We start from the raw sequence: 11,894 nt of genomic DNA, 5'->3' as shown, positions 1-11,894 counted from the left end.
GCCTGGGTTCCGGCGGCGGTCGGGTTTTTGCTGGGGGCGCTGTTCTTGCGCGGAATCGACCTGATTCTGCCACACCTGCATATCACCGACGACGGCACTCATGCCGAAGGCATCCGCACCCACTGGCAAAAGGCAACGCTGCTTGTACTCGCGATCACGCTTCACAATTTCCCCGAAGGTCTGGCGGTTGGCGTGGCTTTTGGAGCGGTGGCTTCCGATCTCCCATCAGCCGGATTGGCCGGCGCGGTGGCGCTGGCGCTCGGTATCGGCATTCAGAATTTCCCCGAGGGTCTCGCCGTATCGGTGCCGTTGCGCCGGGCCGGAGTATCGCGACGGAAGGCGTTTTGGTATGGCCAACTTTCCGGCGCCGTCGAACCGATTGCCGGTGTGCTTGGCGCCGCGCTCGTCATCGCCGCCAAACCGATTCTGCCGTATGCGCTCGCCTTTGCGGCCGGCGCCATGATTTTTGTGGTCGTCGAAGAACTCGTCCCGGAATCGCAGACCTCCGGCCATTCGCACGCCGCGACCATGGGCGTCATGGTCGGCTTTGCGGTGATGATGGTTCTTGACGTGGCGCTCGGGTAGATTGATCGCCCTGTCTTCGCGGTCACGCAAATTCAGACCCACAGAAGCACATTGCGCTCGTATTCCCTTCAATCGCTATGAATACACCTGACCTGCAACCCCTGTTAGTGCAGCGCGAGCGCCTCCTGGGTTACATCCGCAAACGCGTGGCTGAGCCCGAGGTCGCCGAGGATATCCTGCAGGACAGTCTGCTCAAGAGCCTGCGCTCGGCACCCGAATTCGACGCTGATGAACGGTTGGTGGCCTGGTTCTTTCGGGTGTTGAACAATGCCATCATTGACTACTACCGTCACCGCGCTACGATAGCCAAGCATCACGATTACCGCATAATCGATGCTGAAGCAGCAGCTGCGCCGACTGCGGCTGACGAGGCAGCGCTGTGCGAGTGTTTTCGCGGTCTCCTGCCCTCGTTGAAACCGGAATACGCCGAACTGATTGAGAAGCTCGAACTGGCAGAACAAGAACCCGCCTCGGTCGCTGATGAACTTGGCATCCAACAAAACAACCTGAAAGTTCGCCGCCATCGGGCGCGGCAGGCGCTTCGGCAAAAACTGGAAGAAACCTGCCGGACCTGTGCCAAACACGGCTGTCTCGATTGCACCTGCTCCCCCAAATGACTTCGAAATCAGTGTAACCTTGGCAGGAGTCTCCGTCTTAGGGAGCAGGCCGGCCATGCAAAGGCCGCCAGATTGGCTAACACGACGGAGGAATCATATGGAACACACCATGCAGCATCACCACCATCAAGCAACCGCGATGGCTTCAGCTGGCTCGCTGAGCCGCCTGGCGTTCAGCGCCACGATTCACTGCCTGACCGGCTGTGCCATTGGCGAAATCCTCGGCATGGTCATCGGCCCGGCGCTCGGTTGGGGCAATTGGACCACGGTCGCGCTTTCGGTGATTTTGGCCTTTATTTTCGGCTACTCACTGACCCTGATGCCGCTTCTCAAGTCGGGTCTGGCGGTGAGAACCGCCCTGGCGTTGGCGTTCGCCGCCGATACGCTCTCGATTGTAGTTATGGAAGTCATCGACAACGCGCTGATGCTGCTGATCCCGGGAGCGATGGATGCCGGCCTGACCTCAGGACTCTTCTGGGGCAGCATGGCGGCCTCGCTGGTGCTGGCGGGCGCGGCGGCGTTCCCGGTGAATCGCTGGCTGATCGCGCGCGGCCGCGGGCACGCCATTGTGCATGCGCACCATTAGCCGCCGCTGTCTCCATCTTCATGGAAATTCGTTTTCGCGTAACCTCAAAACCGCTGGGCGCAGCGCCCGGCGGTTGCGTATAATCCCTACATGGCGGATCAATCGCATAGCAAATACCTGGCGCCGGAGGTTCTGAGCAAGCTCAAGAGCCTCGAGGTTAAGGCGCGGCTGGTGGTCGAGGGCTTCATCGCCGGCCTGCACCGCTCGCCTTATCACGGCTTCTCGGTCGAATTTGCCGAGCATCGCCAGTACATGCCGGGCGATTCGATTCGCGACATCGACTGGAAGGTTTTCGCCAAGTCGGATCGGTTCTACATCAAGCAGTATGAAGAAGAGACCAACCTCAAAGCGTACCTGCTGGTCGACTGCTCCCGCTCGATGGCCTTTGCCGCCGATCAACGCCTGAACAAGCTGACCTATGCGTTGCAGTTGGCGGCGGCGCTGTCGTTTCTGATGCTGAAGCAACGCGACGCGGTCGGACTGGTCGGCTTCGACGAGAAGATCAATGTCTACGTGCCGCCGCGTTCGGCGGCCTCGCACCTGCATGTTCTTCTGCGCGAAATGGAGCAATTTGCGCCGGCGCAGAAGACCAATGTCGCTTCAACACTACACGAAATGGCCGAACGGATCAAACGCCGCGGTCTCGTGATCGTGCTGTCCGATCTGCTTGATGACCCCGATCAGATCATCGCCGGGCTCAAGCACTTCCGCCACAAGAAGCATGAGATCATCGTCTTCCACGTGCTCGACCCCAAGGAACGCGATTTCTCGTTTCCGCTCGAGGCCATCTTTAAGGACATGGAAACCGGCGAGCAGGTCAGCACATTGCCGTGGCAGGTAAAGGGGGAATATCAGAAGGTCGTCGGGCAGATCCTCGAACGCTTTGCCCGTGAATGCCGGATGTCGAACATCGACTACGTGCCGATCGACACCGCGACGCCCTACGATCGCGCGCTCTTCGCCTACCTCAATAAGCGGGCGCGGCTCTATTAGTCGAGTCAGTTGCCAGAGCTCCCGGCACTGTTAATATCTGTTAATTCTCGACCGCAGCTCTTGTCCGCCGGCTGCTTACGACCTAACTTCGCCTCAGCTGTATCACAAATCATGGGAGAAACGATGAAGCGCAAAATGTCGAGAGTCCTCGTCATCGGCTTGATGGCTGTGAGTCTGTTCGCGGCAACAGCGGCCGCCCTGTCGCTGGCAGATTCGCCGGCGGGTTCGTTAGTGGGTGAGTACCTGAAGGCATTCAATTCCGGCGATGAGAAGATGATGCGGGAGTTTCTGCAAACCAACGTCGCGCCGGCAGCGCTCGCCCAGCGGCCACTTGAGACCCGGCTTACCGCGATGATGAGCATCTTCAACGACCTGCGCGGGCTGGCACTGCAGCAGGTGACGGCGATCACCGACTCGACCACGACGATCATCGCGCGAGCACAGATGGGCATGTTTTTCGAGTTGGTGTTTCTCCACGATCACGCGCAGCCGCCCCGACTGCGATCGCTGAGCCTGATGAGCGTTGACGAACCGCTTGATCCTAATCTTCCGCCGCTCAGTGAGACGCAGTTGTTGCACGCGGCCGATTCACTGCTGAAAGAGAAAACCGCTGCGCAGGAATTCTCCGGCGTCGTGCTGATCGCGCGCGATTTCCAGCCGCTTTACCATCAGGCGTTCGGCCTGGCCAGTATCGAGTACCAGGTTCCCAATCGGCCCGACACCAAGTTCAATCTGGGCTCGATCAACAAGAGCTTTACACGCCTGGCAATCGAGATGTTGGCGGCGCAGGGCAAGCTGTCGCTCGACGACACGATTGGGACATATTTGCCGGACTACCCGAACGCGGAGGCCCGCGCCAAAGTGACAATTCGTCATCTCGTGGAGATGTCGGGCGGGATCGGCGATTTCTTCGGCGAAGCCTTCGACAACTCGCCCAAGAACCGCTTCCGACACAACCGCGACTTCATCCCGCTCTTCGCGAATGAAGCCCTGCAGTTCGAACCGGGATCGCGCCGCGCCTACTCCAACGGCGGCTATATCCTGCTGGGAGCGATTGTTGAGCGGGCAAGCGGGCAAGACTATTATGAGTTCGTGAAGACGAACATCTTTGGACCAGCGGGCATGGAGAATTCCGCGTGGTACGAGGCTGACGTGCCGGTGCGCGATTTGGCTGAAGGTTATACGACCGAGGGCTCACGCGACGGTTCTCGCCGCCAGAACATCTACACTCGCCCGGCGCGCGGCAGTTCCGCCGGCGGAGGATATTCGACGGCTACCGACCTGCTCAAGTATGCACAAGCTCTGGCATCCGGGAAATTCGGCCCGCCACGCAATGATCTGGGAGTTGCCGGTGGCGCTCCAGGAATCAATGCCGAACTCGACTCCGGTCTGAGTGGCGGCTACACCGTAATTGTGCTGGCCAACTATGATCCGCCGGCCGCCGAAGACGTCGCGCAGGCAATTCGCAATTTGGTACGGCGCGTGCGTTAGCAGTCCGCTACTTGATCTTCTTGCCCGGCATCACCTGGCCGCTTTGGTAGAGAATCAATTGCTCGACCTTGCCGTCGGCGCCCCGGACAAATTCGATCTGCGCCTCGACGACCTTCAAGAAGAACTTGGTCTCCGAGCTGGGGAACATCTCGAACTTCGATTGTCCCGTCGCCTGGCCGAAGATCTGATTGCCTTCGCGCGTGATCACGATCGAAAAGATCGGTGCCAATTGGTACTCGCCGACGTACTGATCGTAAATCGCCGGATCGACCTGTGCGACCTCAAATTTCGGCATCACCTTCTCGGCTTCGTCCGGTGGCAGCTTCCGGTGCCTCGAGTCCACGCCGCCCTGTTGAAACTCCTGGGCCATCACCTCGCCTGCCTCGTTGCGGATGAACAACACGGTTGTGGCGTTGTCCATCGGATAGAAGAACTTGTCTCCGCCTTCCGGGAGGATCTCAAATTGTGGGCTGCCGGCGCGCTGCGAATACAACTTGCCGTTCTCGGTCGTGATGAACCGGTACTGGCCGCCGCCCAGATCGTAGGCGCCGACATATTCCGGGTAGCGGTCGGGGTTGCCCGCCACTGGGGTTTTTCTAACCGGAACATCGTACGGTTGCCCGACGGCCAATGCCGACAGCGCAATCGCCAAACTCCGGGCCGGGCCGGTGTCGTCGTTGCTCAAGACTGCGATGCAAAGTTCCTCGGACGGAATTCGCACCAGCGCCGCCGCAAAGCCGGCGATCTGTCCGTCGTGCCAGATGCGCTCGTAAGCGCCGACTGAATCAATGATCCAGCCGAAGGCGTAGCGATCAAGATTGGGCGTGTACATGGCCGCGAGTGAAGCAGCGCTGAGGAGCTTCTTCGTGCGCAGCGCCTCATCCCATTTGATCAGGTCGAGTGTCGTACTGTAGAGCGCCCCGGCGCCGCCGGCGACTCCCGGAGGCCACATCTCGGCGCGCTGACGGATACTGTCCGGCGTCGTGTAGCCGACCGCCCGCAAATCCTCTTCAACCTGCATCAGATCAAACCCGGTCGCACTCAGTCCGGCCGGCGCGAGGATGTTCTTCGCCATGTACTGATCCCACGGCATGCCGGAAATCTTGACGATGATCCCTTCCAGCAACTTGTAGCCGGAATTACTGTACTGGTAGCGCTCGCCGGGGGCAAAATCGGGTGGCAGCGTGGCGATCATGGCGATCTGGTCGTCGAGGGACGGATTCGTCTTCAACCAGGTGGCAAACGCCGTGCTCGCCGTATAGTTGGCGATACCAGAGGTATGCGTCAGCAAATGCCGGATCGTCACGGTGTTCGCGATATTCTCCGGGAAATCGGAGAAGTACTTCTTGAGCGTATCGTCCACCGACAGCAGCCCTTTCTCCTGCATCTGCAGAATCGCTGCCGCTGTAAACTGCTTGGTGACCGAACCGATCAGAAACCGCGTGGTCGGCGCATTCTTGCGTTTGGCCTCGAAATCCGCCATTCCGAATCCGCCGGCATAAATGATCTTGCCGCCTTTGGCGATCGCGGCCGAACCGGTGAAGTTGTAGACGCTCTCGGACGCCTTGAGATATTGCTCAACCTGCTGCCGCAGAGTCGATTCAACCTCTTGTGCGCGCGCGGTCGTTATCAGAGACGCAGCCAGACAGGTAGCCGCGACGAACAGGCAAAGGATTTGTTTTCGATTACGCATGAATTGACTGGCCTCCTGACCGTATGCCTCCCCAAGCCTCTTAGATGCACTGTTGAGGGCGGTTCTGTCAAGAACTCTTGTCAACCGTGCCTGATGTCGACTCCGCTGGGCCGTTGTGCGATCCTGCTGTTCCCAGTGAGTAGGGATTGCCGGGGGAAATCGAACTATCTTCCCCGCCGGTTTTTTCTTCTCCGCTTTGTCTAACGAACGTTATGTTGAAAACACCGATGTCAGGTGAAGCCAACATAGATGAACGCGAGTTGATTGTTGCCGTCGCCAAGGGGGACCGCGCGGCTTTTAAGACTCTCTTCGATCGCCATTCTCCTACGACCTATAATCTCTGCCTGCGCCTGCTGGGAAATCCTGACGACGCCCATGAAGTGGCGCAGGATGTCTTCGTCACACTGTGGCAGAAGGCCGAGTCGCTGCGCGGCGAGAGCAAGCTGTCGACCTGGCTGCATCGCGTGGCCGTCAACAAGTCGATCAATTTCCGCAAGCGCGGCGGGCTGCTGTCGAAACTCAAGCAGATTGTCTCCATCGATACCGACGAAGTCTCGCTGGAACAGCAGCTGTCCGCGCCGGAGACCGACCGCCCCGACCGGCAGTTGGAGACCGCGGAAGCCCGCATCGAACTGGCCGAGTTGATGGCGAACATGCCGGAACGGCAGCGGACTGTCTATCTTCTGCACAAGCTGGAAGGCTTGAGCTATCAGGAAATCGCCGAACAACTTAACCTGACGATACCGTCGATTGAGTCGCTGATGCACCGCGCCAAGGAAAGCCTGCAGAAGGCGATGCTGGCGAATTTCCACAAACGGCGAAAGAAATCGTAGGGGCTGATTGTCCAAGAACTGAAGGACGGAGGTTGATGATTGTGACCTGCAAAGAGATCGAACAGAACCTGATCGCGCGGCTGGAAAATACCCTGCCGGAGGATCAGCGGCTTGCGATCGACGCGCACCTGCGCGACTGTGCCGACTGCCGGGAGCTGTTCGCGCAGTATCAATCCCTGTTCACTGCCGACAAGCTGGGAGCGGCGGTGCCGGCATCGCTATGGCGGGCGATCCAGTCTCGAGTCAATGAACTCGAAGCGGATCGCCGCCCGACGCCCGCTTTCGGGCCGCTGCGCCGTCCCGCGTTTGGAATCACCCTGCAGGCGCTCGGTGTCGCCGTGGCGATCGTGGCTGGCGTGATGCTCGGCCGGACGCCGCAGACCACAACAACTACTACTGCGACCGAGACCGACGAGCTGATTGAATACTACGCCTCCGGTTTCTCGACCTCATCGTTGCTGCTGGACGAGGTCTACGAGCAGGTGGATAACGGCAACGGAGGTTCGCGATGAAGATCCGAACATTGATCTATGTCGTGATCCTGCTGTTGATCGTCAATGTCGCGGCACTGGTGACGATTGTCATCAACCGTGTCAAACCGGGCCCGCCCGAGGATTTTGGCCCCGGGATCGGCGACAAGGAACCGCCGGCGATGGTGTTTACGCCGGAAGAGCGCAGGAAGATGGAGCAGTCACGCTACTGGCTCGACAGCACCGTAGCGCCGGTCATGGAGCAGATGAAACTGAGCCGCAAACAGCTATTCGATGAACTCAGCGCCGCCGAGCCCGACACGCTCAAGGTGTTCGCCCTGGTCGATGAGATTGCACTGCAGCAGAAATCGATTCAGCGGCGGTTGGTTGAGCGCTTTATCGCTGATCGCGGCGTGCTCTCGCCGGAACAGCGCGCGCGGTTGCTGCGGATGATTGAAGAACGCGGACGCGGTCCAATGCCGGGCCGATTCGGCGAAGGCCGACGCGGCAAGTCTCGACCGGGCCCGATGCCGATAGAGGAAGGTCAATGATGAGATTAACCGGACCAGACGGCGGCCAGTCGCGGCGGGTGGAGTTTTCGCGCGCGGACGGCCTGCCGAGTAGCCGTCGCGCGATGCGCCCGCTGCAACTCGCCGCCGTTGGGTCTGCAGGTGAGTTGGAGTACTGAAAGGAGACATGCAATGAGAGACAAACTGAGATTCTTGGGCTTGCTCGCGGCGCTGGTGGTAATGGCCGCCCTGCCCTTGATGGCGCAGGACGCGCCGAATGCGCCGGACGATGACGATGATGAAAATGAATTCATGTGGGTTGGCCGCAAGGGCCAGGGTATGGGCGATGGACCGCGGTTCCAGTTCGTCGAGCAGATGAAGCTGACGGAAGAACAGCAGAAGAAGATGCAGGAGATGCGAGTGGCGCATCAGAAGGAGATGATCCCGCTGCGCGCGCAAGTGAAGGTCAAACGCATCGAACTCCAGGAGTTGTTCCGCGGCGACGCTAACCAGGGCGCAATCAACAGCAAGATCGACGAAATCAGCAAGCTAACCGCTGATCTTCAGAAGAAGAACGCTGCGCACCGCCTGGCGCTGCGCAACCTCTTGACCCCCGATCAGAAGAAGATCTGGGACAGCCGTCCTCACGGCATGGGCATGATGGGCGACGGACAACGCGGCATGATGAAGCATCGCGGCATGGGTGGCGATTGTCCGCAAGGTCGCGGTGATGGCTGCCGCATGGGTCGCGGCCGCGGCCTGTGATGACTGCAGCTGATTGGTCCACTTACCATCGCTTGCTGACTATGGCTGATTAGACCACTTACCATCCCTTTTCTCCCCCAGACGGCGTCCTGCTAACTTCCGGACGCCGTTTTATTGTAATTCAGGCACAGGGCTCGACTTCTCCTCTGGTGCCCCGAAGCCGGGACGTCGCGAGGAACGAAAGATTGCGGTGGGACAGGAGCTGTTGCTCGCGATTACTCGGCCCAGTCAAGCATCGGATTCTCCGGCCGTTCGTCGTCCCAGACCATCGATACGATCCACCAACGCTCATTCTCCCACAACAGTTGGATGCTGTTAATCCCGCGTCCGATCACTCTCTCCTCGGGATCGCTGATTACGCCGACGTAGGCCGAGAAGACGTGCAGGATGTTGCCAAAGCGCTGCTCCTGGCGTTTGGTTTCGGTCTCGCGAAAGCCCTTGCCGCGAAAGAACTCGCTCGCAAAGGTCACCTTGCAACGCTCGATGAATTCCTCTACGGTCACTGATGTTGAATCGGTCCCGGCTCGCTTCGGGATCAGCAGCCGTCCCGCCGGAATCCAGAGTGAGCGCAACCGTTCATAATCAGCACCGCCGCCCAAATGAAAGGATATCGATCCGTACAACGCCGCGAGGATGCCGTCCACTGTCGCAACGTCGTTTGAATTCCCGTGAATGTTGCCTTGAGTTTTCATATCAGATACTACGAAAACCCATCCCTTCGGTTGCCGCAAGCCTCAATCCGCCGCTTTGGTAGGTCAGGATCCCTGCGATCCTGACTCAAAATCCAAATGTCGGGTTTCTCGCTTCACAGAGTCGCTGAGGCGTCAAGTCACAGCTGCGCTCGGAACCCGACCTACGGACTACAGCTTTCGCGCCAGCCAGCGCATCACATTACGCGCGAACAGCTCATTATCACAATCGGGGCGGTTCATCCCGAACTCCTCGCCCCGGTACACCTGGGCAGTCAGCATGGCCGCCTCGCCGAGGATGACCACTCGACCATTACCGAAATCGAAAGCCAGTCCCTGGGCATTTCCGGCCGGCTGCTGTTTCATCTCGACGCGGCCTTCGACCTCTGCTTGCGGGATGTACTCAACCGCATTGGCCGGCAGGCGCAGCAGAATTGCCGCGCTGTCGGCGGTTTGTAGCGACTGACCGGTGAAGGTCATCACGCGGCGAACCGGTGTCGGGCCGCCGGTGAGAATCGGATGATCACCAAGGCGACCGTTGACGTCGGAGAAGAGCAGCGGATCGGAGATCTCATCGGGGACTTCGACAAAGCCGCAGTACATCTTCACTCCGAATGCCTCAGCCAGACCGGCGCTTGCCGCGCCGAACGGCGCATGGTCAGCAATGAGCAGCAGCGAGCCTCCTTGTTTCACCCACTCGACGATCGCCGCGACTTCTTCTGTCGTAAACGCCGCCGCTGATCGGTCGCCTTCCGTGCCGATGGGGAGATTGAAACCGAGGAACTGCGGTTTAGGCGCACCGGAAGCGTTGACGATTACCAGGATGTCCGTCTCATTCAGCAAAGAAGTGGTGAACTTGTCCTTGCCTTTGGCGACGCGATAGCCGTCGGCGCGCAGCAACTTTCCGAATGGCCAGTAGCGACCGGCAATACCGATGGTGCTGGCATTGTTGTGGGCCTGATCGACCAGCACACGGGGACCGGTGCCTTCGTCAAATGCCGGTGTGTCAATGACCGGGCTCCAGCCGTAGTCGGCGCGTTGTTCGCGATAGACGACGTAGCCTAGACTGATAACGCCTGCAGCCACGACGACGACGAGAGCGATGAGAATGACCTTCTTCATGGGGAGAGCCTACCTCTCACGAATGTTAGGATCTTCATTCAGACCCAAGCAACGATTTGAGTCAGTTAATGGAAGTAGGACTGGAGAAACGCTGTCGATGTTTCAGTAGGTGAAGACTGACAGTAATGCATCTAGAATGGCTATGGAACATCTTCCGCGAACGCAATCACGTGTCCGTCGGGGTCAAGGCTGTAGGCGGCTCGGTCTCCCCACGAGCGCAGCGCCATTGCGCTCAGTTCTATGGCGCCGGCAGAGAGAGCGCGCTGGTGATAGGACGCCGCATCAGCTACCTTCAGGTACAATTCCGCCCGGGGAATGCCATGGGCGCCAGCCGGATCGGGCAGTGCGTTGCTGAGAAGTCGCTTGATTCCGGCCTCCGGCATCAACCCGAGAACGCTGGTCGGTGTCAAGGCAAACTCGGTCATGCCGGGGACATTTAGCGTCGGTTCGCAAGCTAGGACCCGGGTGTAGAATTTCGCGCTTCGTAGTTGGTCGGCGACGTACAAGATGAAGAGCGACTTATTCACCGTCATGGCTTCTCTCGCGCAAAGATCTCGTTCAATTCACTAAATGCCGCTGACTCACCCAGCCGATCAAACTTCCCGGTCTTGGCGATTTCCTCCGCCGCGCGCTGAAATGCGCCCAGAGCCACGCGCGACAGCGCCGACCCGACTGAAATTCGCCGCACGCCCAGATCAGCCAGTTGCCTCAGGTTCAATCCCGGTGCCGGCGCCACCACCAGCACGTTAACCGGCTTGGGTGCGACGGCTTTGACGATGCGGGAAATCGCGTCCAGGTCCTGCACACGCGGCGCATAGAGACAATCCGCGCCCGCTTCAGCATAGGCTACCAGCCTATCGAGCGCTACCTTTTCACAATCTGGATAGTTCACCAGCCACGCTTCGCACCGTGCCGTCAGAAGCACGCCACTGCCGGTGGCATCGATCGCGGCTCGTGCGGCGCGCACCCGCTCGATGGCGACCTCCCGCTCATACAGCGGATTCGCCGCGTCGCCTGTCGCATCCTCAATCGACAGTCCGGCCACGCCCGTCTGAACGCACAGCTTCACATTCTCCGCGAGACCTTCAAGGTTGTTTGCGTACCCGGCCTGAAAGTCGGCATTCACCGGCAGCGGTGTTGCCGCGACGATGTCCCTACAGTGCGACAGCACCATGTCAAGCGACAAGGCGGTTGCGGTGTCGGGTAACCCCTGTGAGAAGGCAAAGCCTGCCGAGGTTGTCGCCAACGCCTTGAAGCCAAGATGATGAAGTATCTTCGCTGACCCGATGTCCCACGGATTCGGGATGATGAAACACCCCGAAGCGTGGAGGGTACGGAAGGTGGTGATCGTGGAGACAGATTCAGAATTATTCATAGCGAAGCAAATGTCGTTGATCAATCAGCGCGGCGCAAGCCGGAATCGGGCCCCTCAAGTCGAAACCCCCAACACCAGTCACTCGATATCGCGGATACCTTCAGCGGGGTTTCGACAGTTCTTTTCGCACGTATCATGTTGTCGAAACCCCTCAATCACCCGTGGT

At 59.3% G+C, this 11,894-nt stretch carries 15 protein-coding genes; 10 read left to right on the top strand and 5 right to left on the bottom strand.

What is annotated here, in order from left to right; genetic code table 11:
* The 5 genes from IT585_15010 to IT585_14990 form a co-directional block, all read left to right on the top strand.
* Window positions 1-585, top strand: a 585-nt coding sequence (locus IT585_15010; GenBank protein ID MCC6964560.1) for a ZIP family metal transporter, incomplete at its 5' end; no start/stop codon positions are given.
* Window positions 586-662: 77 nt separating this feature from the next.
* Window positions 663-1,202, top strand: a complete 540-nt coding sequence (locus IT585_15005; GenBank protein ID MCC6964559.1) for a sigma-70 family RNA polymerase sigma factor — start codon at window positions 663-665, stop codon at window positions 1,200-1,202.
* Between the two features lie 97 nt (window positions 1,203-1,299).
* A complete protein-coding gene (locus tag IT585_15000; protein MCC6964558.1) occupies window positions 1,300-1,788 on the top strand; it encodes a DUF4396 domain-containing protein in 489 nt (162 codons plus the stop codon).
* A 90-nt stretch (window positions 1,789-1,878) separates the two neighbouring features.
* Window positions 1,879-2,781, top strand: coding sequence for a DUF58 domain-containing protein (locus tag IT585_14995; GenBank protein MCC6964557.1), 903 nt, complete (start codon window positions 1,879-1,881; stop codon window positions 2,779-2,781).
* 123 nt (window positions 2,782-2,904) lie between these two features.
* The gene (locus tag IT585_14990; protein MCC6964556.1) at window positions 2,905-4,272 is read left to right on the top strand and encodes a beta-lactamase family protein; all 1,368 of its coding nucleotides are present in this window, start codon (window positions 2,905-2,907) and stop codon (window positions 4,270-4,272) included.
* 7 nt (window positions 4,273-4,279) lie between these two features.
* Here the strand turns inward: IT585_14990 and IT585_14985 are convergent, their stop codons facing one another.
* Window positions 4,280-5,965, bottom strand: a complete 1,686-nt coding sequence (locus IT585_14985; GenBank protein MCC6964555.1) for a serine hydrolase — start codon at window positions 5,963-5,965, stop codon at window positions 4,280-4,282.
* Window positions 5,966-6,192: 227 nt separating this feature from the next.
* Here IT585_14985 and IT585_14980 point away from each other — a divergent pair, with 227 nt between their 5' ends.
* The 5 genes from IT585_14980 to IT585_14960 are packed head-to-tail and all read left to right on the top strand — an operon-like array spanning window position 6,193 to window position 8,542.
* Complete coding sequence (locus IT585_14980; protein MCC6964554.1) at window positions 6,193-6,798, top strand: RNA polymerase sigma factor; 606 nt, start codon at window positions 6,193-6,195, stop codon at window positions 6,796-6,798.
* Between the two features lie 35 nt (window positions 6,799-6,833).
* On the top strand, window positions 6,834-7,310 hold the full coding sequence (locus IT585_14975) for a zf-HC2 domain-containing protein (GenBank protein ID MCC6964553.1): 477 nt from the start codon (window positions 6,834-6,836) through the stop codon (window positions 7,308-7,310).
* Window positions 7,307-7,819, top strand: coding sequence for a periplasmic heavy metal sensor (locus tag IT585_14970; protein ID MCC6964552.1), 513 nt, complete (start codon window positions 7,307-7,309; stop codon window positions 7,817-7,819). Before IT585_14975 ends, IT585_14970 begins: the two co-directional genes overlap by 4 nt.
* Entirely contained in the window at window positions 7,816-7,956 is a 141-nt protein-coding gene (locus IT585_14965; protein MCC6964551.1) for a hypothetical protein, read from the top strand. Before IT585_14970 ends, IT585_14965 begins: the two co-directional genes overlap by 4 nt.
* A 13-nt stretch (window positions 7,957-7,969) precedes the next feature.
* Window positions 7,970-8,542: a Spy/CpxP family protein refolding chaperone gene (locus IT585_14960; protein ID MCC6964550.1), complete on the top strand. Its 573-nt coding sequence runs from the start codon at window positions 7,970-7,972 to the stop codon at window positions 8,540-8,542.
* Between the two features lie 215 nt (window positions 8,543-8,757).
* On the opposite strand, the gene IT585_14955 is transcribed toward IT585_14960, so the two are convergent.
* The 4 genes from IT585_14955 to IT585_14940 all read right to left on the bottom strand — a co-directional run bounded on the left by IT585_14955 (window position 8,758) and on the right by IT585_14940 (window position 11,728).
* On the bottom strand, window positions 8,758-9,234 hold the full coding sequence (locus IT585_14955) for a hypothetical protein (protein MCC6964549.1): 477 nt from the start codon (window positions 9,232-9,234) through the stop codon (window positions 8,758-8,760).
* Window positions 9,235-9,402: 168 nt separating this feature from the next.
* On the bottom strand, window positions 9,403-10,353 hold the full coding sequence (locus IT585_14950; GenBank protein ID MCC6964548.1) for a hypothetical protein: 951 nt from the start codon (window positions 10,351-10,353) through the stop codon (window positions 9,403-9,405).
* A gap of 140 nt (window positions 10,354-10,493) precedes the next feature.
* Window positions 10,494-10,886 carry a glyoxalase gene (locus tag IT585_14945; protein ID MCC6964547.1) on the bottom strand — a complete coding sequence of 131 codons (393 nt, stop codon included), beginning with the start codon at window positions 10,884-10,886 and terminating at the stop codon, window positions 10,494-10,496.
* On the bottom strand, window positions 10,883-11,728 hold the full coding sequence (locus IT585_14940; GenBank protein MCC6964546.1) for an isocitrate lyase/phosphoenolpyruvate mutase family protein: 846 nt from the start codon (window positions 11,726-11,728) through the stop codon (window positions 10,883-10,885). Before IT585_14940 ends, IT585_14945 begins: the two co-directional genes overlap by 4 nt.
* Between the last annotated feature and the right edge of the window lie 166 nt (window positions 11,729-11,894).

The organism is Candidatus Zixiibacteriota bacterium, from assembly GCA_020853795.1.
Taxonomy (GTDB): Bacteria; Zixibacteria; MSB-5A5; order CAIYYT01; family CAIYYT01; genus JADJGC01.
The sequence above is the reverse complement of the archived record's forward strand: the minus strand, read 5'-3'. Positions and strand labels throughout refer to the sequence as shown.